This is a genomic window from Bacteroidota bacterium (genome assembly GCA_026391695.1).
Lineage (GTDB): Bacteria > Bacteroidota > Bacteroidia > Bacteroidales > JAGONC01 > JAPLDP01.
Genome location: JAPLDP010000065.1, coordinates 1 through 25,750, shown reverse-complemented (window position 1 = coordinate 25,750; position 25,750 = coordinate 1). Strand labels below are relative to the sequence as shown.

The 25,750-nt window shown below is 42.3% G+C and carries 20 protein-coding genes; 10 read left to right on the top strand and 10 right to left on the bottom strand.

Annotation, left to right across the window (positions count from 1 at the left end; translation table 11 throughout):
- Positions 1-38 precede the first annotated feature (38 nt).
- A complete protein-coding gene (locus NT175_08305) occupies positions 39-1,214 on the bottom strand; it encodes a formimidoylglutamase (protein ID MCX6234710.1) in 1,176 nt (391 codons plus the stop codon).
- Positions 1,214-3,535 carry a type I DNA topoisomerase gene (topA, locus tag NT175_08300; protein ID MCX6234709.1) on the bottom strand — a complete coding sequence of 774 codons (2,322 nt, stop codon included), beginning with the start codon at positions 3,533-3,535 and terminating at the stop codon, positions 1,214-1,216. Before topA ends, NT175_08305 begins: the two co-directional genes overlap by 1 nt.
- 148 nt (positions 3,536-3,683) lie before the next feature.
- On the opposite strand from topA, the gene miaB reads away from it, so the two are divergent.
- The 6 genes from miaB (at position 3,684) to NT175_08270 (ending at position 10,968) form a co-directional block, all read left to right on the top strand.
- On the top strand, positions 3,684-5,054 hold the full coding sequence (gene miaB / locus NT175_08295) for a tRNA (N6-isopentenyl adenosine(37)-C2)-methylthiotransferase MiaB (GenBank protein MCX6234708.1): 1,371 nt from the start codon (positions 3,684-3,686) through the stop codon (positions 5,052-5,054).
- Positions 5,055-5,402: 348 nt separating this feature from the next.
- Positions 5,403-6,023, top strand: a complete 621-nt coding sequence (gene cysC / locus NT175_08290; protein MCX6234707.1) for an adenylyl-sulfate kinase — start codon at positions 5,403-5,405, stop codon at positions 6,021-6,023.
- Entirely contained in the window at positions 6,020-6,925 is a 906-nt protein-coding gene (gene cysD, locus NT175_08285; GenBank protein ID MCX6234706.1) for a sulfate adenylyltransferase subunit CysD, read from the top strand. Before cysC ends, cysD begins: the two co-directional genes overlap by 4 nt.
- A 2-nt stretch (positions 6,926-6,927) precedes the next feature.
- Positions 6,928-8,205, top strand: coding sequence for a GTP-binding protein (locus tag NT175_08280; GenBank protein MCX6234705.1), 1,278 nt, complete (start codon positions 6,928-6,930; stop codon positions 8,203-8,205).
- A gap of 56 nt (positions 8,206-8,261) precedes the next feature.
- Positions 8,262-9,977 (top strand): C69 family dipeptidase, encoded by a 1,716-nt coding sequence (locus tag NT175_08275; GenBank protein MCX6234704.1) that lies wholly within the window; start codon positions 8,262-8,264, stop codon positions 9,975-9,977.
- A gap of 61 nt (positions 9,978-10,038) precedes the next feature.
- A complete protein-coding gene (locus NT175_08270; GenBank protein MCX6234703.1) occupies positions 10,039-10,968 on the top strand; it encodes a hypothetical protein in 930 nt (309 codons plus the stop codon).
- Here the strand turns inward: NT175_08270 and NT175_08265 are convergent.
- From NT175_08265 to NT175_08250, 4 genes are all read right to left on the bottom strand, one after another.
- On the bottom strand, positions 10,916-11,497 hold the full coding sequence (locus NT175_08265; protein MCX6234702.1) for an archaeosortase/exosortase family protein: 582 nt from the start codon (positions 11,495-11,497) through the stop codon (positions 10,916-10,918). The two genes, NT175_08270 and NT175_08265, sit on opposite strands and share 53 nt — an antisense overlap.
- 26 nt (positions 11,498-11,523) lie before the next feature.
- Positions 11,524-11,793: a hypothetical protein gene (locus tag NT175_08260; protein MCX6234701.1), complete on the bottom strand. Its 270-nt coding sequence runs from the start codon at positions 11,791-11,793 to the stop codon at positions 11,524-11,526.
- Positions 11,794-11,804: 11 nt separating this feature from the next.
- Positions 11,805-14,822: a lamin tail domain-containing protein gene (locus NT175_08255; protein MCX6234700.1), complete on the bottom strand. Its 3,018-nt coding sequence runs from the start codon at positions 14,820-14,822 to the stop codon at positions 11,805-11,807.
- Between the two features lie 145 nt (positions 14,823-14,967).
- Complete coding sequence (locus NT175_08250; GenBank protein MCX6234699.1) at positions 14,968-15,600, bottom strand: ribonuclease H family protein; 633 nt, start codon at positions 15,598-15,600, stop codon at positions 14,968-14,970.
- A 111-nt stretch (positions 15,601-15,711) separates the two neighbouring features.
- On the opposite strand from NT175_08250, the gene NT175_08245 reads away from it, so the two are divergent.
- Positions 15,712-16,191, top strand: a complete 480-nt coding sequence (locus NT175_08245) for a gliding motility lipoprotein GldH (protein ID MCX6234698.1) — start codon at positions 15,712-15,714, stop codon at positions 16,189-16,191.
- Between the two features lie 54 nt (positions 16,192-16,245).
- Here NT175_08245 and NT175_08240 read toward each other — a convergent pair whose 3' ends face one another.
- Entirely contained in the window at positions 16,246-17,196 is a 951-nt protein-coding gene (locus NT175_08240) for a bifunctional riboflavin kinase/FAD synthetase (protein ID MCX6234697.1), read from the bottom strand.
- A 151-nt stretch (positions 17,197-17,347) separates the two neighbouring features.
- On the opposite strand from NT175_08240, the gene NT175_08235 reads away from it, so the two are divergent.
- Positions 17,348-19,975, top strand: coding sequence for a lamin tail domain-containing protein (locus NT175_08235; protein MCX6234696.1), 2,628 nt, complete (start codon positions 17,348-17,350; stop codon positions 19,973-19,975).
- 12 nt (positions 19,976-19,987) lie between these two features.
- Here NT175_08235 and NT175_08230 read toward each other — a convergent pair whose 3' ends face one another.
- The 3 genes from NT175_08230 to NT175_08220 form a co-directional block, all read right to left on the bottom strand.
- On the bottom strand, positions 19,988-20,713 hold the full coding sequence (locus NT175_08230) for a porin family protein (protein ID MCX6234695.1): 726 nt from the start codon (positions 20,711-20,713) through the stop codon (positions 19,988-19,990).
- Between the two features lie 20 nt (positions 20,714-20,733).
- Positions 20,734-21,675, bottom strand: coding sequence for a PCMD domain-containing protein (locus NT175_08225; protein MCX6234694.1), 942 nt, complete (start codon positions 21,673-21,675; stop codon positions 20,734-20,736).
- 146 nt (positions 21,676-21,821) lie between these two features.
- The gene (locus NT175_08220) at positions 21,822-22,547 is read right to left on the bottom strand and encodes a phosphoribosyltransferase family protein (protein ID MCX6234693.1); all 726 of its coding nucleotides are present in this window, start codon (positions 22,545-22,547) and stop codon (positions 21,822-21,824) included.
- Positions 22,548-22,591: 44 nt separating this feature from the next.
- Between NT175_08220 and NT175_08215 the strand changes: the two genes are divergently transcribed.
- Together NT175_08215 and NT175_08210 are read left to right on the top strand one after the other, a co-directional pair.
- Positions 22,592-24,376 carry an ABC transporter ATP-binding protein gene (locus NT175_08215; protein MCX6234692.1) on the top strand — a complete coding sequence of 595 codons (1,785 nt, stop codon included), beginning with the start codon at positions 22,592-22,594 and terminating at the stop codon, positions 24,374-24,376.
- Between the two features lie 83 nt (positions 24,377-24,459).
- Positions 24,460-24,963, top strand: coding sequence for an ORF6N domain-containing protein (locus NT175_08210; protein ID MCX6234691.1), 504 nt, complete (start codon positions 24,460-24,462; stop codon positions 24,961-24,963).
- Positions 24,964-25,750 lie beyond the last annotated feature (787 nt).

Here is a 25,750-nt window from a genome sequence, read left to right as displayed (position 1 = left end):
CACCGGTATTCAAGAGAAATCTTGGCATCAAAGCGATTCTACATTAGTTTCTGGTATGCCTGCCACCAGCGGTCAGGGATGTCGTTTTCACAAGCCACCTGGTAATCTTTATAGGAGCAGGGAACAAGATAGTGCCTTTCATATTTTATCCTCCTGTCGACAGGACAGTTGACCTCCATCCACCAGCGATCGCTCCTGGTACTCTTGTAAAAAATGACATCCTCTTTATGTCGTTCAATTTTAACAATATACTTAAGAAAACGGTCTTTTTCCATATAAGGATATTCGCGTTGCCGTTTATAATAACCATCAATAAAATACCAGATCATCTGAGCGATGAGAAGGGCTGTTTGTCCCTTTTCGTCGAATAAAGGATTCATCTCATAAAATCCGATGGAAGTCAGTTTATCACTCAGGCCGGCGTAGCGAATGATCTGACAGGCTTCTTCGCCATAAAAACCATTAGGGCTGGCATTGCCATTACCAGGTGCATCGGAACTCCGGATGGCAGCCATATCAAATGTTAACAGGTCGGCATTTCTGACCAGAGGTTCAACTTCCTGCATATTCACCCGCACTTCGCCAAGACGGTAAACATCGAAAAACAAATTTTTCATGAGCCGGATAGCATCCTGGTCTACAAAATAAGTTTGGTAGCCAATATTGGTGTAATTAAAGAGAAAATTGGGTTGATGGAGGATGATTTTGCTGAGGTAAGATTTGGAATTGAACTCTTCTTCACTTTCACCAATATCAAATTCGGGATCGATGGATACGATATTAATGATTTGTCCCAGGCTTTCGTAAGCCTGATAAATAGCATAAGTAACTTCCTGGCTGCCGCCAATTATGACCGGAACGATCTTTGCTTTCAGTAATTCAGCTATCGCCGAAGCGACTGCAAAATAGGTATCTTCAGGTTGGTGGCCGCGCTTAATATTACCCAGGTCGGCTATGCGGGCAGTAAATTCTCCGGGGAACAGATTATACAGTTTCTTTCTGACCTGGTCGGCAGCTTGTCCGCATCCCTTATTATTGAGTGCATTCCTGTCTTCATTCACACCCATGATAGCGATATCTATATTGTCCATATCCGGAATGCCCTCTTCCAGCGTATGGCTCTTAATCATACTACCCAATCTTTCCCGGCTTGGATTATCGGAATAAATCAGATCAAGGACTTTTACAGGTTCAAGATAGACGGAAAAATCCATTACGATTTTTTTCTTTTTCTTTTTGATTTTGACGGTTTGGAAACATGAATAATGTTATGGCAATCAGCCAATGATAGCTTAAGGGGATCTTTTCCTTTAGGGATTTTATAATTATCCTTTTCCATAGCAATATAAGGGCCCCATCGCCCTTTCATAACTTTTATTTTCTTATCTTCTTCAAATTCTTTCAGGATTTTTTCTTTTTCTTTTTTTCTTTTCTCCTCGATCAGTTCAAAGGCTCTTTCGCTTGTAATAGTTAACGGATCGTCGTATTTCGATAAGGAATAAAAGGAAGATTTATGCCGGATGTATGGACCAAATTTACCCAGTGCCACTATCAACTCCTCACCCTCAATATGTCCAAGAATACGTGGAAGTTTAAACATATCGAGGGCTTCCTGCAGGGTGATGTTTTCAATGCTCTGTTCTTTCTTGAGAGCTGCAAATTTTGGTTTTATGGTATTATCTGTTTCCCCGAGCTGAACAATAGGACCAAATTTTCCCAGTTTGACATAGACATTTTTCCCACTGTCAGAATCGACGCCAAGCAATTTCTCTCCCTTGGCTTTTTCAGTGCTGCTCATAGCTGTCTCGACCTGCTTATGGAACGGACCATAAAAATCCCTTATCATGTCATTCCAAACCTTCTGCCCATGGGCTATTTCATCAAATTCTTTTTCGACATTGGCGGTGAAATTATAATCCATGATATTAATAAAATTCTGCAGCAGATAATTATTAACTAGGATGCCGATATCAGTGGGTACGAGTTTCCCTTTTGAAGAGCCGGTTTTTTCGGATTTGATTGTCGCCCTTATCTGTGTATCCTTCAGGGTTAAATGGTCATACTCTCTGGAGATACTGGGGATATCACTTTTCTCGATATATTCACGTTTCTGGATAGTGGATAATGTGGGTGCGTATGTTGAAGGCCGGCCAATACCCAACTCCTCCAGTTTCTTTACCAGGCTGGCTTCACTGTATCGTGGAGGTGGCTGTGTGAATTTCTGAACAGTATAAATTTCGTTAAACATCATTGATTGTCCAACCTCAACTGGCGGTAACATGCCCTCTTCCGACTCACCATTTTCGTCGTCAGTAGATTCAAGATAGACTTTCAGAAATCCGTCAAATTTGATAACCTCACCTCTGGCTACAAATTTTTCTTTTGTTGTGGAAATATTGATAAGGACGTTTGTTTTTTCGCGCAAAGCATCGCTCATCTGTGAAGCAATGGTTCTTTTCCATATCAGGTCATACAGTTTCTTCTGGGATAAATCGCCGCTGATGGTCTGTTTTTCAAGATATGTAGGTCTGATAGCTTCATGAGCTTCCTGTGCGCCTTTTGTCCGTGTAGTATACTTGCGTAACCTGAGGTAATCAGCGCCGAAGGTATTTGTGATAACATCCTTAGCCATTGAGAGGGCCAGATTGGAAAGGTTAACCGAATCGGTACGCATGTATGTGATTTTACCAGATTCATAAAGTTGTTGTGCAATCCTCATGGTATTGGCAACAGAAAATCCAAGCTTACGGCTGGCTTCCTGGGTTAACGTGGATGTTGTAAACGGAGGTGCAGGTGATTTTGCAACCGGTTTGGTTTCTATATCTGTAATCGTAAAATTGGCAGTTTTGCATTTTTCAAGGAAGGTTATAGCCTCTTCTTTGCTAGCGAATTTATCCAGGAGTTCAGCTCTCAGTTCCATGTTCCCATTTTTGGTTTGAATGGTAAAACTGGCTGTTACCCTGTAAGATGATACCGGTTTGAAGTTTTTAATCTCTTCTTCACGTTCAACTATTAAACGCACAGCGACCGACTGGACTCGTCCTGCTGAGAGGGCAGGTTTGATCTTTTTCCACAGAATTGGCGACAATTCAAATCCGACCAGACGATCAAGAACACGGCGGGCCTGCTGTGCATCAACAAGGTTCATATCAATTCCACGGGGATTATTAATCGCTTCAATGATGGCAGACTTTGTTATCTCATGAAAGACAATCCGCCGTGCTTTCTTTTCATTTAGTTTAAGCGTTTCCACCAAGTGCCATGATATGGCTTCTCCCTCACGGTCCTCATCTGATGCCAGCCATACTATATCGGACTCATCGGCAAGCTTTTTCAGATCTTTTATGACCTTTATCTTATCTGAGGTGACCTCATAAAAAGGATGAAAATCTTTATTGATATCTACACTCAGGTTCTTTTTGGACAGATCCCTGACATGGCCAAAACTGGATTTCACCACGTAATCTTTTCCCAGAAATCCTTCAATAGTTTTGGCTTTGGTAGGAGACTCAACAATTACCAGATTTTTTGCCATTCAGTTTGTTTTAAATGAATACCGCCCAAATTTTAAACGGCACAAAATTATAACATTATCTGAATGTATATCCAGAAATTTGATTTTTGTGACCCCATGGAAGACTGAAAACTTTGTTTTGCTTAATTTTGCTGCCACTTTTTCAGGGATAAACTTTCTTATCACCGAAATATTCTGTTTGTTGGGGAAAAAGAAGTGCTTATATATTGAAACCTATGGCTGTCAGATGAACTTTTCTGACAGTGAAATTATTGGTTCGATCATGACTAACAGCTCGTTTGAGATGACCGTGGATGCATCGCGGGCCGATATTATTTTAATCAATACCTGTTCGATTCGGGATCATGCTGAGATGCGTGTCAGGAAAAGGCTTAGTGAACTTGCATCCCATAAGAAGCGCAGGCCGGGGTTGATTATTGGTGTAGTTGGATGTATGGCGGAACGCCTGAAATCAAAATTACTGGAAGAAGAGCATTCGGTAGATATTATTGCAGGGCCTGATTCATACAGGGATCTTCCGCATCTTATAAAAACTGTTGAAGACGGACAGAAAGCTATCAATGTCTTATTATCGCTCGAAGAGACATACGCCGACATTACACCTGTAAGGCTTGGCAGCAATGGTGTATCAGCATTTATATCCATCATGCGTGGATGCCAGAATCACTGTGCCTATTGTGTAGTTCCCTTTGTGAGGGGAAATGAAAGAAGCCGCCCACCTGAATCAGTTATTCAAGAAGCACATGAACTTTTTGAAAACGGATACCGTGAAGTCACACTCCTAGGACAAAATGTCAACTCGTACCGATGGATTAAAAATGGTATAGTAACTGATTTCGCGCGTCTGCTGGAAAGTGTGGCCAAAATTGATCCGCTGTTGCGAATCCGTTTTGCAACATCCCATCCCAAAGACATCTCCGATGAATTGCTTCAGACCATCGCACAATACGACAACATCTGCAAAGCCATTCATTTGCCGGTTCAGTCTGGTAGTACACGCATTTTAAAACTGATGAATAGGCAATATACTCTGGATTGGTATATGGAACGTGTCAATGCCATCAGGAAGTTTATCCCCGACTGCGGAATCTCAACAGACATCATAACAGGGTTTTGTACAGAAACCGAAGAAGATCACCGGGAGACAATGTCGTTGATGCAATGGGCCGGTTATGATTATGCATTCATGTTCAAATATTCCGAACGACCGAATACACCGGCAGCAAAAAAATATGCTGATGATGTGCCAGATCCTGTTAAAAGCAGACGTCTGGAAGAGATTATCCGTCTGCAACAAAAATTATCCTCACAGAGCAATAACAGGGATATCGGTAAAACATACACTGTACTTGTGGAAGGTTTGTCAAAGCGTTCGAAGAATGACCTTATGGGTCGAAACAGCCAGAATAAAGTTGTCATCTTCCCTGTAAGCCATCACAGACCCGGAGAATACCTTCAAGTGAAGATTACCCGTTGTACGCCGGCCACGTTAATAGGAGAAGTTATATCTGCTAGTTAAGGTCAACTTTTTCAATAAGTTCAAGAGTATCCGGATTCACTACCTCAATAGTCACTTTTTGTCCATTCACATGAAAGAGGACCAGCGCATATTGTGAGGAAAATTTTTCGACCTTCTAATTCTCAACATAAGAGTCACGACTGTCAACCCAGATTTCAAGAATAATTTTGTATTCATATTGGTGAAATATTTAACAGATTGATTTTAACAAATGTAGTTTTTATTGTTGAGACCAGCTTTATAAACAATATTTGTCGGTTTTAAAACGAAAAAATTCCTATTTTTGCTCCCTTATTATAATTATATACCAGTCATTGTTAAACATCACCTCAGATCAGATACATCCGGATGGCAAAGCAAAATCAGTTACTTTATCCCGAGCCAAGTAAAACGATCTCACGGGAAGAAAAAGAAGCATTTTTGAAGCAGCGGGCAAAAGTAATCTGGCTTACCGGCTTATCAGGTTCAGGAAAAACAACCATCGGCACTTTACTGGAAAAAGAGTTATTCCATCGTCATTATCTTACAGAAGTGCTTGATGGCGATAATGTCAGAACAGGTATCAACAATAACCTGACATTCAGTGTTGAGGACAGGAATGAAAACATCAGGAGGATTGCAGAGACTGCAAAACTCTTCCTGAATAGCGGAATCATAGTCATTTCCTGTTTTATATCGCCAACGAATTACATCAGAGCTATGGCCAAAAAAATTATCGGTGAAGAGGATTTCATCGAGGTATACATCAATGCTCCGTTTGATATTTGTGAGGAAAGAGATGTAAAGGGACTTTATAAAAAAGCCAGGAAAGGCGAGTTAAAAGACTTTACAGGCATAGATTCACCTTTTGATAACCCGGTAAAACCGGATATCGAGATAAGGACAGACCTTCTGAACATTAAGGAGTCAGTCGAAAAGTTACTCTTCTTCATTTTACCTATGATTGAAAATAAGCCCAGGCATAAATGAAAGAATACCGCTTAAAACACTTACGGGAACTGGAATCGGAATCCATATATCTCATACGGGAAGTCGCAGCCCAGTTTGAGCGTCCATGCCTGCTCTTTTCAGGAGGGAAAGACTCTATTGTCCTGGTGCATCTGTCGAGAAAAGCTTTTTGGCCGGCAAAGCTTCCCTTTCCTCTTCTTCATATTGACACAGGCCACAATTTTGAAGAAACGCTTGAATTCCGTGACAACCTGGTTAAAAAAATCGGATGCCAGCTTCTTGTCGGATCCGTGCAGGAATCTATCGATAAAGGTCGGGTTATTGAAGAAACAGGATATAATGCCAGCCGTAACGTTTTACAAACCGTGACCTTACTGGACACTATCGCTGAAAATAAATTCGATTCTGCCATTGGCGGTGGCCGCCGTGACGAGGAAAAAGCCAGGGCAAAAGAAAGGTTTTTTTCCCATCGTGACGAATTCGGACAATGGGATCCCAAAAACCAGCGACCCGAATTATGGAATATTTTCAATGGTCGTAAGCATATGGGAGAGCATTTCAGGATTTTCCCTATAAGCAACTGGACTGAAATGGATGTCTGGCAATATATCTATATGGAGAATATTGATCTCCCCATCATTTATTATACGCATGAAAGAAAAGTATTTTTCAGGGATGGTGTTTTCCTGGCATATGCGCCATTCATGAAATTAAAACCAAACGAAACGATCGAATTGAGGAGAGTCAGATGCAGAACGGTGGGAGACATCACTTGCACAGGGCTGTCGCTTTCCACAGCCAATACACTGGAGGATATCATCCAGGAGATCGCAGCAACACGGGTAACGGAAAGAGGGAGCAGATATGATGATATGCGGTCAGAAGCCGCCATGGAAGACCGGAAAAAAGAAGGGTACTTTTAACTATGGAACATCAATTCTCAAGCAGGGCTTATCTGGATATGGAACTGTTGCGCTTCACCACAGCAGGAAGCGTCGACGACGGGAAGAGCACCCTTATCGGCCGGTTGCTTTATGACAGTAAGTCTATCTTTGAAGACCAGCTTGAAGCTGTCAAGCGCGCAAGTCTGCGCCGTGGCAATGATCATGTCAACCTGGCATTACTTACCGACGGATTGCGTGCAGAACGGGAACAGGGGATAACCATAGATGTTGCTTACAGGTATTTTGCTACCCCGAAACGAAAATTTATCATTGCCGACACACCGGGGCATGTTCAATATACCAGGAACATGGTTACCGGCGCCTCTACCGCCAATGCAGCCCTGATCCTTATCGACGCTCGTAATGGAGTCACCGAACAGACTCACCGGCATTCCTATATCGCTTCCCTCTTACAGATACCTCATATCATTATTTGCATCAACAAGATGGACCTTGTCGATTATAAAGAAGAGGTCTTCGAAGAGATCAAATCACATTTTATTGACTTTGCTGCCAAAATAGATATCAAGGATATTCGTTTTGTCCCCATTAGTGCCCTTCACGGAGATAATGTGGTAGAACCATCCAAAAATATGGACTGGTATCTGGGTGGCACACTTCTCTATGTTCTTGAAAACCTGCATATTGCCAGTGATGAGAATTTCAGTGATGCACGGTTCCCTGTTCAGTATATTATCCGGCCACTTTCAGATCAATATCATGATTACAGAGGGTATGCCGGCCGAATAGCCGGCGGGATATTTGCAAAAGGAGATAAAGTCCTGGTTTTGCCGGCAGGCTTTACCACCATCATACAATCCATCGACACTATGGATGGAGGGCTGGAAGATGCATTCCCTCCCATGTCGGTAACCCTGACAATTAATGAAGACATCGATATCAGCCGTGGTGATATGTTCGTAAAAGAAGATAATATTCCGCATATCACACAGGATGTCGACATCATGATGTGCTGGATGAGTCATTTACCTATGCAATTGAATGGGAAATATGCCCTTAAGCATACCACCAGGGATGTTCGCTGCATGATAAAAGATTTCCATTATAAAGTGAATGTGAATACGCTGGAAAAAATCGAAGATGATAAACATGTGGGGCTTAATGAAATTGCCAGGGTTTCACTGAGAACAACCAAACCATTATTTATTGATTCATACCGTAGAAACCGGAAAACTGGAGCCCTCATCCTCATTGATGAAGCAACGAATAATACGGTTGGTGTTGGAATGATAGTGTGAATAAATGAAGAATGAAGAATGAAAATGAAATATTTAAAATTAAAATGTTAATTATTATGAGAAGAAGTATCGTGATTTTATTGGGTTTTTCTTTGCTGATGATGCTAGTTTTTAACCAGGCAAAGGCTTGTACGAATTTTCTGATTACCAAAGGTGCTTCAGTAGACGGATCTGTCATGATCAGTTACTCAGCCGACTCGCATGTGCTTTACGGCGAATTATATTTGTGGCCGGCTGCCGATTGGGACGAAGGCGCCATGCTTGATATCTATGAATGGGATACTGGCGAATATTTAGGTAAAATCAAACAAGTGCGACACACTTACCGGGTTGTCGGTAATATGAATGAACACCAGGTGTCTCTTGGTGAAACTACTTATGGCGGCAGGCCTGAATTACTTAGCCAATCTGGCGCCATCATGGATTATGGTAGTATGATGTATATAGCCTTACAACGTTCAAAGAGCGCTCGTGAAGCCATCAAGGTCATGACCGAGCTGGTTGCAGAGTACGGTTATGTCAGTGAGGGAGAATCTATTTCTGTTTCAGATGCCAATGAAGCATGGATTTTCGAGATCATTGGAAAAGGTGAGGGACAGAAAGGAGCAGTATGGGTTGCACGCCGTATCCCTGATGGGTATATCTGCGGCCATGCCAACCAACCGCGCATTACAAACATTCCCCTTGCTGATGGGAAAAAATCTATAACTTTTAATGACATCGATAAAATATTCAGTCCTGAAGTAGAATGTGTTTATGCTCCTGATGTCATTTCCTTTGCCAGAGAAAAGGGTTGGTTCAATGGACATGATAAGGATTTCAGCTTCTCCGACACGTATGCACCTGTTACGTTTGAAGGGGCTCGTTTTTGCGAAGTCCGTATATGGTCGATGTTTAAGGAGGTTAATAAAGACATGTATAAGTACTTCGATTATGCGAAAGGTATCATAACCCATGATCCTGCAACAGGCTATGCAAACAACCGCATGCCTCTGTGGATAAAGCCCGATAGAAAAATATCGGCTCAGGACATGATGCGTTTTATGAGAGATCATCTTGAAGGTACTGAACTGGATATGACCAAAGATATGGGGGCCGGACCTTATGGTTGCCCTTACAGATGGAGACCACTGACATGGGTTGTTGACTCAGTGACCTATTGCAATGAAAGAGCAACTTCGTCACAACAGTGTGGTTTTTCCTTCATCGCTCAATCCCGGTCATGGTTTCCTGATCCGATCGGAGGTATTTTTTGGTTTGGCGTCGATGATGCTGCCAGCAGCGTCTATGTACCTATGTATTGCGGCATCACCCAGGTGCCATGCAGTTACGCCAAAGGTAATGGTGCTATGATGGAATTTACTACCGATGCCGCCTTCTGGGTATTCAACCAGGTATCAAATTTTGCTTATACACGGTATAATGTCATCCACCCTGAAATTGATTCATTACAAAAAATTCTTGAAAATCGTTTCTTTGATTATATCAAAGGCATTGACAAAGCTGCAACGGAATTGTATGCGACCAATCCGGCTCTTGCACTCGATCTTATCACCAATTTCTCAGTCACTGAAGGTGATAATACTGTGGCCACATGGAGAGATTTTTATGGTTACCTGTTCTGTAAATATATGGATGGAAATATCAAAAGGAAAGATGGAAATAAACTGAATCCCATTTTCATACAGCCTGGCTACGGAGAGGATTGGTACAGGCGTATTGTTAAGGAAACAGGGGATCATTTCAAAGTAATCGAAGGAGGAGGACATTAAAATTTTGGTCTTTTCCCATAATAAATTCCGGTGAAAAACGTTTAAATAATAAAAGTGCCCCATGAATGATCTGTATAACAATCAGGGAAATACAAAAGATGAAAAGAAATCCACTTCAAGATTTAGCATTCTTTTCATCATTCTGCTGGCCTTTATTATTGTTCTTTTATGGCTTTTCATCGCCAACAGAACCAAAGTGAATAAACTCACAAGCGAAAAGGAAAGTATCCGTATAGAGTTACAGGGAGAGTTGGATTCTGTTATGGCTGAACATGAGAAAGTTAAAAAAGAATATAGTGACCTTGTCGATACACTGGCAATAAAAGACAGTGTAATCCTTACGAACGCCAGTGAGATTAAAAGATTACTTAACACAGAATGGGAATATTATAAGATCAAGAAAAAACTTGATCATCTGCGTGAGATTTCACAAGGTTATCTCCATCAGATTGATTCACTTTACCGGGTAAACCAGGCTTTACAGGAAGAAAATGTAGCTATCAGGCAAGACCTGACAGCAGAACAGAAAAAAAGTTCGGAGCTGATAAAGGATAAAGAACAACTGACCCAAAAGATCACTCAGGCAACTATCCTGACGGCATACAATATCAGTGCGACCGGAATACGGTGGCGAAGTGCAGATAAAGAAAAGGAAACAACAAAAGCACGCAAAGTTGACAAAATCAAAATTTGTTTCACCATTGGTGAAAATGTACTGATTCCCAGCGGCGTCAAAGATGTCTATATCCGTATATCACGTCCGGATAATATGATCCTTGTTAAAGGCCGTGGCGAGGAATATTCCTTCATTTATAATGGTGAACGTTTGCAATACTCCATACTGGAAAATTTGCAATATGATCAGAAGCCTGTAGAAAAATGCACCTATTGGATTAAAAACACCAATGAGCCAATGATGGAGGGAAAGTATGTAGTCACTATGTTTTCGGATAACAATGAAATAGGACAGACCTATTTTGAACTCGAGTAACAGGTAAATAGTCTGTCCAAAATACCCACAAACCAAAGATCACGGCATAAAAGAGCCATTTGAACAGAATATTATGAGTGAATTCCCAATATTCAGGGTAATTCATAATAACCAGTGAGAGTCCTACCATCCTGACAATATTGGTAATATGAATTATTATTATGCCTGATGGTATAAACCAGATTTTATTATACCATTTACCAGGGCATAACAAAATCAGTATCCCAAATTGAGCAAACTGCTTCAGGCCTGAACACCCCTCAAAGATCTCCAAGTGTCCGTAACTGCCAAGGTATATGATCTGCCCTGTAAAGAATGCCTCGTTATCAAAAATGTTTTTCACTATCCGACCGCTCTGTGATGTTATAATCCTGACAAGCAACCTGGAGACATTTTGCACAGCTACTGCTACAGGGAAATAATCCAGCTGATATTCCCAAAGTCGCCAAAGAACATGAATGACTGAAGTGATAACGATAAAGCGTAAAACATTCCTGAGCGGTGAAAGTTTATCTATGAAAGGATACATTATCACTACCTTGGTTCCTTCTCTTATCAGCCTTCAATACTTTTTTCAGTATTTTCAGGCTTTTTACCGGCATTATAAATCTTCCTTGCCGCATACCCGGCGCCCATAAGTAAAAGTACGGTGATGCCACTGCCTATGGGTGCTGCACCACGCAAAGGTTCTCCATCGGTATCTGAGCCATCTCCGTTCTCACTTGGTTGTGGCTGTGCAAAAGCTATTTGCAGAGCACCAAGATAAGCTATCAACAATGCCATCACCCTGATAGCGCTGATGATTCCTGAAATTTTCCGTTTCATAAATATCCCAATTAATTAATCATGATCTTTTTTGTATAGATACTTTGCTCTGTAACAACCCTGACAATATAAACAGTTTGTGTGCCGACCATTCTTACAGGTATAATCCCTGAGACCTCAGGGCACAAATGCATTATGAGACTCCCGGCTAAATTATAAACGTACACCTCCTTCACTTTCTGATCTACTGAAGGGCACAGGTACAAGACTTTGCCAAAGTTGTGCATAGTTACGCCATCCTCTGGATTTTCAACAGTACTGGACGCTGAAGTAAAATGTATTATAAACCTGTTTTCATTTTCACCTAATTCATAATCAAACTCATACGCAGGCTGTAAGCGGCAATCAATGATTATATTCTCTTTCAGATCTTCCAGGGATATTGAAATCTCAGGAATAAAACTATCCGTGCCACTCACAGAAATGCAATAGGTTTCAGACTGATCGGCATAAAAGCCGATAGGTACTGCCCCATTTTCGTCTATTGAAGGCAATGTGTTGATTGACATTTTATTTTCATTGCTCAAGGAGTATATTTGTGGAGTTCCGGCAGATCCAAAGAGCTTGAATGCATCATAGAAACAATCAAACCCGGGTGTGGATGAAGATTTATACCTGATCGTAGTCTGGTCCTGCACTGATCCGTCGGTAACCGACACTCGCAGAACATCCGGCTGAACACTTTTATAGAAAGCACCGGCATCATGGAGACGGACGCTATTATTCATGGCCAGGCTACCTGAATTACCAATCTGACTTACTCTCACAAAAAATCCCTGCAATGGCGGGATGATGGAATCTGTCGTTTCCGGATTGTTACCAATACCATCTATATATGATGAATACCCTCCCAGCTCAGGATTCCAGAAATATATGGCATCATCAATATTCGTCTTAACGACATCAGGATGTTCCCAGTTGATACCAGAAGGAAAGGGATTTCCGACCAAGTTGTACCCGGCATAATCCGGGTTATAATTTGGAATGCCGGGGTCAGTGAAAATCATATTATCAAACATCTGATCACCTGTATTTAAGGTGCCTTCAAAACTGACTGTTGAACTGCCCCCCTCCAGCCATACCGAATATCCTTTCATGACTTCAAGAATATCAGTAGATGTGAGGTTTTCCCACACCTGTGCAGGTTCATTATACCGGCGCACATAGGCCGATCCGGGAAAGACATCCCCGGCAACAGCGGCAATTACCGGTGAGGATAAATAATGGTAAACTGCATTGTCAGGATCTTTTACGACACCGCCGGTAAGATATTGCTGCATATAAGTAGCTCCGAGTACCTCAACCACGGCAGAATTATCCTGCAGCATCAAAGAGGCACAGCCGGTAGAATCGGATTCCAGAAGCAGATCGCCGTTGACGGTCAAAGTGAATCCCGATGCAACAGTCAGATGTGCACCCGGATTCATGATGAGATCATTGCAACTGAAATTATTATCGACAATAAGTATTTCATCAGTGGGTGACAGGATGGTCACGTCGGAGGTTGGTCCGGCAGCGACCTGCAACTGCCAGTTGGAAGGCACAGCCCAGTTATGTTCCTGACCGGGTGTGCCTCCATACCACTGAGCAGATAGAGGGGGTTCGCTGTTCGGTCCGCCCGGCGTCCCGCCATTATTATAGCTTGCCCTCCAGTTTACCGATAAGCTGTTATCCATTTCAGGATCATTCAGCTCAAGCGAGGGTCCGTAACCATCAGGTGCACCATTACCCCATTCGTCATTGTTTCCATAGGTGACCTGGTCAATCAGATGCCCCATGGGATCGGTAAACTCCAAAGTTTCCCCTCCATTTTCCAAAGTTCCCCCACTCCATTCAAAAACCTGATAACCCTGACCAGAATATATATTCTCCTGTTTTGCCAGAATGATAAATTCACCGGGACAGACAGAACTCTGCGGAGGAAAAATGAATGATATGCCCTGTGTAAAGCTGTAATCCTGAAGTTCAACAGTATCAATTCCGGCATTGTACATTTCCAGAAATTCAGTTGTATCTTCCCCTGTTTCCGGTCCATTATAATGTATTTCATTCATAACGATGTCTGGCAGCGTGATCACCTTAAACCATTCACTTGTATCTGAGTCCAACCCATCACCGGTGACCACAGCTGCCATAATCGTTACATTACTCTCAGCCACATCGTACAAAACACCAGCTAGGGTGACTGATGAAGAACCTGCATACATAGTATCTGAAAGGGGACCATCAAGAGTGCCACTGCCGGCAACCTTGGTCAATGAAATTATTGTATTTTGTTGCACAGGTAATGGTGTGCTTAAGGAATCTTCAGCCTGGATGACCACATCAAAGCCAAGATCCACGACCGGATGATATCCATTATTTATAGAAATAATTTTTAGCCTGTCGGGAAATTGTCCGCCAAAAACAGTCACCACATACCCGATTGTTGAGAGGGTTTGTCGCACAGTATTTGAACCTGCCCAATTGGTAAAGGCATTGATCACAGCAAGCAGTTCTTCTCTGGTACCGGTGGTATCAATTCTATTGTAGATGATATTATCCGTTTCCTGCAGAGCAACACATGTATAACCATCTATGAGACCCAATGGCAAAGCGGATGTATTGGAATTTGTAGCATCGGACTGCCACACATGATCGCCTTCGTTATTCAGGGCGGTGATAAACTGAGGATCTGTTCCATCCCCCTGATAAGCCAGTATCTGATCTCCCTCGCTGGATAACACCATTGATTCCGGTGTAATGATGATTTCGTCGCCGGCATCATAATCCTGATTGGCTATCCATATGTCAATACCTTCGCCGGTACGAAACGTACTATCGGCTTTCCAGCCATTATCAGTGAAACGTATTTCTGTTCCTGATTGCACATCGACGAGGAATACCACTGAAAATTCATCCGGGTTATCCATGTTCACCCCAGTGATGGCTATATCACCCGGTACAAGAAGGGTCTGACAAAATACATAGTTGTTCATTAACATCATGATCAGCATCGTTTTCATGATCAGTAATCCTGTTCTCTTCATATCCCCACATTTTAATTTATTAAAGATTTGATAAACTGTTCACATTGAAGATTCAAATTGTAAATCGAACCCACATTCAATGGTTAATCAAAAAAAGGTCATTTTGTGACCCTTGAAATGAAAATTTTTGCGAAGAGAAAAGGGATTATTTGCGGCCGAAGTCGGCGGGTATTTCTCCCCAGACAGATGTCTCCCACTTGAGAACAGGATTAGGATAGTCATTTGCGTGCAGCCACTTTACCGCCCGATCCAACAGGTATAAGAGTTTCTGATTTTTATCGGTTTTTAGAAGTTTGGTTCTGGCTTCTTTATCTTTTACCCACTTGATGGCATTCCTGGAATCGGAATATACCGGTATGTCTATTTCACGTTCTTTGAGAAAAGCCAATGCGTGGACGATGGCGAGGAATTCTCCTATATTGATTGTACCCTGATCAAAAGGTCCCTGTCTGAAAATTTCAGCTCCGGTACCTGTATCGACGCCTCTGTATTCCAGCACCCCGGGGTTACCGCTGCATGCCGCATCAACACTGATACTTTCAGGAACTGGCAAGCCAATGTTTTTCAGTTCTTCAGCGCTCTTCCTTGGCTTGCCGAAATCAATACCCATATATAACCGGTAGTCGTGATGAAAAGCCTCTTCAGCCAGATCCCTTGTCGGAAATGATTTATACTTTGCACCAGTGAATCCTTTGATCTGCTTCTCACAATCTTTCCAATGTTCAAAGACACCGGTATCCCTTCCTTCCCATACCACATAGAACCTTTGTTTGGCCATCGTCTCATATATTGCTGATACAAAACTACAAATAGTAAAGTCATCTTATCCGAAACCATGATGCTTTACTCTGTTCTTTTATATTTTTGTCAAAAATTTCTGTTCTGATTTATGATTGATAGAAAAATATTCATCGTACCATTTACTCTTCTCTTTCTGTCAGTTTTTCTTTTTTCATGCCAATATGATAAGCCGACAGAATGTTATTACAAGTTCCCAAATCAAACCTGGTCGCGTTTTGAATATGTCCGTCTTGAGATCCCTTTGGAAAATACCAAACATGACTACGACATCATACTTTCTGTCAGGCATACCACACGTTATCCTTTTAAGAACCTGTATATTAATGTAATCATGAAAATGCCATCGGGTGAAGAAAGAATAATGGAATATAATTTTGATATGGTCAAGGCTGATGGCACATTCATCGGACAGGATGACCATGGCATTTTGGAAGTCACATTCCCTTTGAAGCAGGACATCCGTTTTTGGGAAAAAGGAATCCTCAAAGTCGAAATCGAAGATCTCATTCCCAGGCCCGAAATAACAGGTATTGTCGAAATGGGGTTGATAATCACAAGAAGTCCTTAAGCATGTATTACAAACATGCGGCAGTTGATGGACCGAACAATAGCGGAATGTTGATTAACGACCGAAAAAGGCAAGCACGGTTTTTTTGTCTATGACCAGTTGTTCTCTTAAGGCATCGAGATCCCTGAACCTGACCTCGTCTCTTATCCGTTCGACCCAGTAAATGGTCAGGTCGTCGCCATAAATATCCTTATCAAAATCAAAGATATGTACCTCAATAGTCAGGTCATGTTTTTCGAGTGTCGGCCTGATGCCGATATTTCCCATGCCCAGGAATTTCTGGTTTTTCCAGTTCACACGGCAGGCATAAACGCCATTGGCCGCAATAAGCTTTAACTTGTCGTCGATCTCGATGTTGGCCGTTGGGAAGCCCAGTTTATGTCCGAGTTTCTGGCCTCCGACGACAGTTCCCTGAATGGAATATTCATAACCTAAAAATCTGTTTGCCAGATGAATATTCCCGTCATTCAATGCCTTTCTTATCTTCGAAGAACTTACTGCCAATCCGTCAATATACTCTACCGGAATCTCTTCAACATCAAAACCAAAGTCTTTACCGTAACTTTCCAGGCTTTTATAATCACCTTTGCGGTCCTTGCCAAAATGATGATCATAACCGACCACAACCATTTTTGCATGGACTTTGACGACAAGAATATCTTTAATAAATATATCCGACGACATATCTGCCAGCTCTGTTGTGAATGGAAGTATGAGCAGGTGGCCAATCCCTGTTCTGGCGAGAAGGTCGATTTTGCGTTTGGAGGAATTGATGAGCTTCATGTCCCAGCTATCCGAATAAATGATCCGGCGTGGATGGGGATCAAAAGTAATGATGACTGTTTCCCCGCTCCTGCTGCGGGCAATTTCCTTCATACGGCTGATAATCTTCTGATGACCGAGATGAACCCCGTCGAAAGTTCCTATGCTCACTACAGGATAAGGAATGTATGGGAAGTCGTCAATATTTTTATGAATCTGCACTTTCACCAGTTTGGAAGGCAAAAATAAAGCTTTTAAACTCGTGCTCCGTCACCCGACGAAAATATACTCTAAAGTAGCTGTCGTTCAGGATTTTTGCTTCTGCCATCATATCCTTTGGGTCACATTTTCCTGATAAATTGATTAATTACAAAAAGAAAAAGATTTTATTTTCATGAAATACTACAACAAAATGACTTCAAGGATTTGCCTGATATTTATTCTGATTTTGCTCTTCGTGGCTCATGAGCCGGTAATGGCTCAGTTATATGATGATTTCTTCGATGGGGATTTTACAGAAAATCCTTTCTGGTCGGGTGACAGTCAGGATTTTACTGTAAATTTAGAGTCACAGTTGCAGCTGAATACCTCAGGATCTGGTACCAGTTTCCTGTCGGTACCTTTTACATTTGACAGCATCATGGAATGGGATTTCTGGGTGAAGCTGCAGTTCAGCCCCTCCTCCAACAACTTTGCGAGAGTATATCTTGCTGCGGATCAGATAAACCTGGAGGCACCATTAAATGGTTATTTCCTTCAGCTGGGAGAAGCCGGGTCCGACGATGCCATTGAATTATTCCGGCAAACCGGATCCTCTGTCGTCTCCATATGCACAGGAACCGGAGGTCTTATCGCCGGTCCATCTTCCATAAGCTATAAAATCAGAAAATTCATTAACGATGAATGGGAAATCTATATCAAGCCCGAAGGAACCTGGACATATACTATTGATGCTTCCGGTATGGATACCATCGTCGGTGACTTTTCGTACTTTGGATTTCTATGCAATTATACCAGCAGCAACAGCACACGGTTTTTTTTCGATGACGTTTATGCCGGACCTTTTATCACTGATACCGTACCTCCTGAAATCACCTCTGTAAAGGTACTTTCTGAAAACCAGCTAAGTCTCTTCTTTTCTGAACCTGTCGATGAAATCACAGCCGAAACAAATATCAATTATTTCCTATCCGGTGGTATTGGTAATCCCATCACAACTGTCAGGGACAACCAGGTACCAGCTATGGTCGTGCTGACATTTAACGACACTTTCGAAAGCGGCATAACCTATGAATTATTCGTTACTGATCTGACTGATATTGAGGGGAATTCCATAATTCCTGTGACCCTCACTTTTACCTTTATTAAACCTGGAGCTTTCGATGTAGTAATCAATGAAATCATGGCCAATCCGGCACCTGCTGTTGACCTGCCGGAAGATGAATATATTGAACTTCACAACAGGCTGCCTTATCCTGTCGACCTCTCAGGATGGGAACTTGAATATGGTTCATCACATGCCATATTCCCGGAGGTGTCCCTCCTGCCCGACAGTTTTCTGATGGTCACAAAAGATAATGCCCTCAGTGCTTACGGGCAAAATGTCAGTCTATTTTCCTCCACCTCATCATTAAATAATTCAGGAACGACCATAACACTGAAGAACCTTGCCGGACAAGTGATCCATTCTGTAACATATACTGAGGAATGGTACAAAGAAGATTTCAAAAGGAACGGCGGATGGTCGCTGGAACAAATTGATCCTTTAAATCCATGCTGTGAAACAGGTAACTGGATAGCTTCCATTGACGCATCAGGAGGGACACCCGGCAGAAGCAACTCTGTTCTTGCCTCCAATCCCGATACCACACATCCTGCTATATACGGGCTTTCCATCCTTGATTCCCGGAATATCATCATAACTTTCAATGAAAAGATGGATAGCCTGACTCTTCTGAATCCCTTAGGCTATTTTATTGATGGGGATATCGGTTATCCGGTAAATCTTAATCCCGTACCACCCGATTACCGTGCTGTCAGACTTGAATTTTCCAAAGAATTGAATAAAAACACACCGTATCTGCTCTATTTAAAGGATACCCTGACAGATTGTTTGGGAAATGCCGTCACGTTTAATACGTCAAGGAAGATAGGATTGCCCGGGACAGCAGGACATATGGACGTAGTGATTAATGAGATACTGACCGATCAGAAAGATGATGGTGCCGATTTTATTGAGATTTACAACCGTTCGAACCAGATTATTGATCTCTATGACCTGGCACTGGCCTCATACGATACCATGACCTCTGCCATCACATCAGCAGAGCCCCTTGTCGGACAAAGCTTTCTGATGTTTCCTGAAGATTATCTGGTACTGACCGTCGATCCTGAAAAAGTAAAGGCAGACTATCTGACAACGAATCCCGATGGTTTTATTAAAATGTCTTCTTTTCCGGGATATAATGAGGATCATGGAATTGTCGTCCTTTCCGGAAAAAATGATAACAGGATCATTGATAAATTCACCTATTCATCCGATTATCATTTCAGTCTGTTGAACTCCACCGAGGGTGTTTCACTTGAACGTGTCAATTATGACCGGCCGACAGAAGACCGGACAAACTGGCACTCCGCATCGGAAAATGCCGGCTTTGCAACACCTGCCTATAAAAATTCACAGTTTAGCACTTACCTAAAGCCAGAGAATCCGGTAAAGGTGTATCCTGAGATATTTTCACCCGACAATGACGGGTTCAACGATATTCTTAACATCAGCTACAAGCTGAACGAACCAGGTTATGCTGCCAGCATTTCCATATATGATTCAAACGGCCGGCTGGTCAGGCACCTTGCTAACAACAGACTTATTGGATCTGAAGGTGTCCTCTCATGGGATGGATTGAATGATACGGGCGAAAGGGTATTAGTGGGTATCTATGTTGTTCTTGTTGAAGTTTTCAATCTTCAGGGAACAGTTCAAAGATATAAGGAGTGTTGTGTAGTCGGAGGCAGACTGTAACAGTTCGACCGGTTACTGAATGTTATGAGCACCAAAGCGGTATCCAAGCGAGCACTGCAGGTAAATATTCCGGACAGTGCCTTCTGCCAGATTATAGCCTTCCTTGAAAATGGATCTCAGGCCAAAGCTGATGCCAATATCCGCATTCAGGCCTCCGAATGTCTCATAATTACAGCCGAAAAGGAAACTGTAATCCCATTTGTTTATCTGATCACTGGTATCAAAGGGCTCATCAGATACATGTGAATAGTTCATACCGATATCAATATCGGCAAGGCCGGAATTTTTACCCTTCAGCAGATAGGATATCTGTGGCCCAAACATCAGGTTAAACCGCTGGCTTAGCAGATATCTGGCCTGTAATGGAAAATCTATATACCTGTTATCGAATTTTCCTTCCACATAACCTTTATAGAATGTTGGAATGAAATATGTCACACCCAAGAGGACCTGTTCATAGACGGTATCACCTGACACAGGCGTACCATAAGTTCCTCCTTTAACTGAATAGAGGGCCTCACACTGCAGGTCAAACCGGTCATTGACTTTTAGCCGCAGGAAAAAACCCAAGCGTGGTCCAATGCCTAATGCACCCGTCGACCCTTTTTCAGGTTTGACATAAGGTGTTCCGATATTTAAGCCACACCTAACCCCAAGTGACATGTTCTGGTCATCCTGTGAAATGGCCATAACGGGGATGAGAAAAAATACCATCAATAACCTGTAGAAATAAGTCATACCAGTATTGTTAGTGAATACTAATGACCCGATTTCAAAAATGTACCACTGTTAAGAGGAGTAAGACCTTTATTCAGATAATAATAATAAGTTCCATCAGCGTACCCTTTCAAGTCGACCGATACTATTCTTCCGGAAAAGAAAAGGGATGACATTATTTTCCCCTCTGCATCAAACACCTGCATCTGAACATCTTTTACCTCCTCACTCATTTCAAACCGTATGATTTGATTAGCCGGGTTTGGATAACATGTTACGTCTAATTCCGGCATTAAAACCATGTTGAATCCATTGGAGTATTCAAGAGTAATGTCATCAACAAATAGTGTACTTCCATGTTGTCCCAGGAATAGGTCACCGGCGGCACTTGGTGCATATACCAGGGCAATACTGTCAGGATTTTCTTCAGAATAATACGTAATCAGCGTATCTAAAAGAGTATACTGGCTAACCAGCACCGAATCGGTATACCAGGCCATTCCAATAGTATCGCGGCCCATTTTTTCAGGATTCCATTTTGTCAGCATACACCACATATCGCAGGAATCGTGGTTTACAGACAAATATTTAAACCATGTTTTAAACCGTGTTGGCCGTCCGGTAAACGGCATGCCCATCTTCAGGTTTTCCGGTGGAAAAGCATGCTCATCAAAAGTGCCGGTCGCCAGTGTTCCTGTCAGCAGAAGGTCAGGACCTTCCAGGCCAACAGTATCGGTGACGATCCTTGCCGCATAGGCACCTGAATTCGCATCAGTTGTTTTAAATGTGGTGACCTTAAAGACTGCCGGATTCAACAGACAGACCTTATTGGCTGTAGTCCATACACCACCTGTGGGCTCCTCGTAATAGCCACTGGTATCCATTGCCCATTCATTCATGCCCATATTTGGAAGGGTGGTTTGTCCAAGAGCCACACATGTAAAAGCAAAGAAAAATAAAACTGACAGTAAATATTTTCTCATGAAAGGCTGATTAGGGTTAAACTGAAAAGGCCGATAAAGTTAAAGAGAATTTTGAATATTTTACAAAAAAATTCAATTTTTTCGATAGTGTGAGGGTATTCTTTCCCCTATGAGACTGGATATCTGATACTTACTAATTGAAATATTTAGTGAAGTGCGTAAGCGATTGTTGCGATACTCAGTTTAATGGAAGGTATTTTGAATAATGCTTCGGCGCAGGCTTCGAGTGTTGCTCCGGTGGTGATCACATCATCCACGAGCAATATATGCCGGCCGGCCAGTTTTGCTCCGGGTGAAATGGTAAAAATATCCTTCACATTCTCCCAGCGTTTGAAACGCGATTTTTTGGTCTGGGTTTCTGAAGGTTTACATCTGATCAGCGATGACACATCCAGTTCAATGTTCATTGCTGACGCTAATCCAAGCGCAAACTGTTCACTCTGGTTGTATCCCCGTTTCTTCAGCTTTTTGAGGTGCAGCGGAACAGGAATGATAACCTCGGAGGTTTTAAACAGGTCGGCTTCCTTTAGCTCATATCCGAACTGCCGTCCGATGTATATGCCTATCTCTTTTCGCCCTTTATATTTCAGATGATGCAACAGGTGTTGCACATTCCCTTTTTTACTGAAATAATAATACGATGTCGCTGATTGTACCGGTATCCTGCCCCAGAACGTTTGTGCTACAGGATTTTCCGGATCACGATGGAAATTTGTACGCGGCAGATGGTACAAACAGGAGGTGCAAATAATCTCTTCCTGGTGAAACAGGCTGGACCCACAGGCATAGCATATGCTGGGATAAAAAAGAGAAAGAAAGTCATCCAGCAATTGCATAAGTGAGTCTGTTAATTGTTTATCGGAGAAATCCACTATTGTGACCCTGTAAATGGACTTCTATGTCGGGGAAAACTGGAATGTCTGCTAAAAGAACTAACTTTGGAGAGGTAAATCCGCTAATATACAGTATGCCACTACTTGAAATCAAAAATCTCACAGTTGAATTCTCAACGGAAAATGGAATCGTACGGGCTGCTGATAATGTCTCCCTGTCATTAAACACAGGTGAAACCCTCGGTATTGTGGGGGAATCCGGTTCGGGCAAGTCGGTCACAGCGCTGTCGGTCATGCGGCTCATTCCTGATCCTCCGGGCAGGATCACAAACGGCGAGATCATCTTCCATAATCAGGACAACGACAATATCGATCTGCTAAAGCTTCCCGAGAAAAAGATGCAGGCATACCGTGGAAAGCATATCGCTATGATCTTCCAGGAGCCGATGACCTCGCTGAATCCTGTGCATACCTGTGGGAGACAGGTCATGGAAGCCATTCTCTACCATGAGGATCTGAACCGAAAAACAGCCAGGCAGAGAACACTGGAACTTTTCAATGAGGTGCAGCTTCCACGGCCGGAGGATATATTTCATTCTTACCCGCACCAGCTCTCAGGCGGACAGAAACAACGGGTGATGATCGCCATGGCTATGTCATGCAGTCCGTCCCTTCTTATCGCCGATGAGCCAACTACTGCGCTTGATGTCACCATCCAGAAAACCATCCTTGAATTGATGAAATCGCTACAGCAAAAGTATGGTCTGGGTATCATCTTCATCACCCATGATCTTGGTGTGGTGGCTGAAATAGCCGATTCGGCAGTTGTTATGTATAAAGGTAAAATTGTCGAATCAGGGAAAGTCAGTGAGCTCTTTAACCATCCGCAGCATCCATATACCAGGGGGCTTCTGGCATGCCGGCCACGCCTTGACAGGCGACTAAAAGTGTTGCCTACGGTTGCGGATTTTCTCAATAAATCTGAAGGCCATCCCGGAGATGCCACTCTTAATGGAATCACCGGGGAGATATTGGTATCTGAGGACGAGAGGCAGGCCAACCACCATGATCTCTATAATAAAAATCCATTGCTTCAGGTGAGAAACCTCAAGACCTACTTCCCTGTCCGCAAAGGTATTTTCGGTAGAACAAAAAACTATATCAAAGCGGTGGATGACGTCAGCTTTGATGTTTATCCCGGCGAAACGCTCGGTCTTGTGGGTGAGTCGGGCTGTGGAAAGACCACACTTGGACGGACCATCCTGCGCCTGGCAGAAGCGAGCGAAGGACAAGCTATTTATCAGGGGAAGAATATCCCTGGGCTAACCCTGAAAGATCTTCGCAGTTTACGCAAAGATCTTCAGATCATCTTCCAGGATCCCTATTCTTCGCTTAATCCGCGTATGACAGCCGGAACGGCGATCATGGAACCTATGAAAGTCCATGGTCTTTTTACGAATGAAAAGGCGCGAAAGCAAAAAGCCATGGAATTGCTTGAGAAGGTTGATCTCGATGAAAGTCATTTCTACCGTTATCCGCATGAGTTTTCCGGCGGCCAGCGCCAGCGTATTTGCATTGCACGTGCTCTGGCTGTCAATCCGAAATTCATCATCTGTGATGAATCCGTCTCTGCCCTCGACGTCTCCATCCAGGCGCAGGTCCTTAATCTCCTCAATGAGCTGAAAAACGAATTTGGCTTCACCTACATCTTTATCTCACATGACCTGTCGGTGGTGAAATTCATGTCGGATAGGATAGCTGTGATGAAAGATGGCAAGATCGAAGAGATAGGCGAGGCGGATGCGATCTATGAAAATCCGAAAAGTGATTATACCCGGAAATTAATTGAGGCGATTCCATCCAGATAGAGGGGCGGGAGAAGAAGAATGAAGGATGAAAAATGAAAGATGAGGGATGGGTAACATTTCTTCGATTTGGGGATTAATTGTATATGGAAAAAGCATTAATCCGGTCAGATTATCAATCTCTGATTTATGAATTTCGAGGTTTCAAGGTCATGCTCGACTTTGATCTTGCGGCTCTTTATGGAGTAGAAACCAAAAGGTTGAAAGAGCAGGTGAGGAGAAACATCAGCCGTTTCCCTGACGATTTTATGTTTGAACTGACCAAAGAAGAATTCGAATCTTTGAGGTCGCAATTTGCGACCTCAAAGAGAGGAGGGACGCGGTATTTCCCTATGGTCTTTACAGAACAAGGAGTGGCAATGCTTTCCTCTGTACTTAATTCAGAAAAAGCTATTCAGGTCAATATTGAAATCATGAGAGCATTTGCACAATACAGGGCTCTATTAATTGAAAATAAAGACCTGCGAAAAGAGCTGAAAGCTCTGGATGAAAAGATTAATAAGATATTCAAATACCTTCTTGAAAAAATTGATGCGTTAAGTCAAAAAAAATTAGAAATACCTAAGAATAAAATCGGTTATAAAATATGATGATACAAACATGAAAGATTGGAGTTCATCTTTCATCTCCCGATATTCATCGGGATTTCACTCAGCTTCGCCTCGTTCAACTTCATCTCCCGGCCTGCACATGGATTTTGCTTATCCGTGCTTCAAAGGATTGAAATTGATGCCGTAGGCATCGCATATTGGTAGAATTGGATGTAATAAACATAACATCCGACCCTTACGGGGTCGAACATTCCGTGATAATTCCCATTTCTACCAATATCTGAACCCTAGGGGTTCAGTTTACAAGACAGGTGAAGGGGTAAACGGAAATTAAAAGTGAGGGTGGATATATCTATTCCCTCGAAGTGAATAATGAGAAGAAAGATGTGAAGAAGATAATTTTGCTGAGGTAAAAATAAACCAGGAGATGAAGCATGAAGGATGAAACATACAAAATGAAAAATTCTTAGTCTTTAATCTTTCATCCTTCATGCTTCTTCTCCCGGCCCATTCTCAGCTTCGCCTTGTTCAACTTCATCTCCTGCCCCACATTTGGATTTTGCAGAAAAATACCTGCACCTTTTCCTCCTTCATCAATTAATATATTTAGTAAATTTAGACATTATAGCCTAACATTTTAAGGAAAATCTATTTAATAAATAATCAACGATTACGGATTGAATAATATGCTACTCCCCATTCTTTAGACCACGATTTCGCTTTTCTTAATTGAATTTATTAATACTGATTGTGTTGATATTGCTGTTAATTTCGGGAAATAACCCGGAGAGTTATTCTCGATATTAACAGCTTTTCTTTTTTGCTT

Excerpts from the sequence above, each read along its gene's own strand:
- NT175_08305 (MCX6234710.1), bottom strand. The coding sequence starts at position 1,214 with ATGGATTTTTCCGTCTATCTTGAACCTGTAAAAGTCCTTGATCTGATT.
- topA (MCX6234709.1), bottom strand. The coding sequence starts at position 3,535 with ATGGCAAAAAATCTGGTAATTGTTGAGTCTCCTACCAAAGCCAAAACT.
- cysC (MCX6234707.1), top strand. The coding sequence starts at position 5,403 with ATGGCAAAGCAAAATCAGTTACTTTATCCCGAGCCAAGTAAAACGATC.
- cysD (MCX6234706.1), top strand. The coding sequence starts at position 6,020 with ATGAAAGAATACCGCTTAAAACACTTACGGGAACTGGAATCGGAATCC.
- NT175_08280 (MCX6234705.1), top strand. The coding sequence starts at position 6,928 with ATGGAACATCAATTCTCAAGCAGGGCTTATCTGGATATGGAACTGTTG.
- NT175_08275 (MCX6234704.1), top strand. The coding sequence starts at position 8,262 with ATGAGAAGAAGTATCGTGATTTTATTGGGTTTTTCTTTGCTGATGATG.
- NT175_08270 (MCX6234703.1), top strand. The coding sequence starts at position 10,039 with ATGAATGATCTGTATAACAATCAGGGAAATACAAAAGATGAAAAGAAA.
- NT175_08265 (MCX6234702.1), bottom strand. The coding sequence starts at position 11,497 with ATGTATCCTTTCATAGATAAACTTTCACCGCTCAGGAATGTTTTACGC.
- NT175_08260 (MCX6234701.1), bottom strand. The coding sequence starts at position 11,793 with ATGAAACGGAAAATTTCAGGAATCATCAGCGCTATCAGGGTGATGGCA.
- NT175_08255 (MCX6234700.1), bottom strand. The coding sequence starts at position 14,822 with ATGAAGAGAACAGGATTACTGATCATGAAAACGATGCTGATCATGATG.
- NT175_08250 (MCX6234699.1), bottom strand. The coding sequence starts at position 15,600 with ATGGCCAAACAAAGGTTCTATGTGGTATGGGAAGGAAGGGATACCGGT.
- NT175_08245 (MCX6234698.1), top strand. The coding sequence starts at position 15,712 with ATGATTGATAGAAAAATATTCATCGTACCATTTACTCTTCTCTTTCTG.
- NT175_08235 (MCX6234696.1), top strand. The coding sequence starts at position 17,348 with ATGAAATACTACAACAAAATGACTTCAAGGATTTGCCTGATATTTATT.
- NT175_08230 (MCX6234695.1), bottom strand. The coding sequence starts at position 20,713 with ATGACTTATTTCTACAGGTTATTGATGGTATTTTTTCTCATCCCCGTT.
- NT175_08225 (MCX6234694.1), bottom strand. The coding sequence starts at position 21,675 with ATGAGAAAATATTTACTGTCAGTTTTATTTTTCTTTGCTTTTACATGT.
- NT175_08215 (MCX6234692.1), top strand. The coding sequence starts at position 22,592 with ATGTCTGCTAAAAGAACTAACTTTGGAGAGGTAAATCCGCTAATATAC.
- NT175_08210 (MCX6234691.1), top strand. The coding sequence starts at position 24,460 with ATGGAAAAAGCATTAATCCGGTCAGATTATCAATCTCTGATTTATGAA.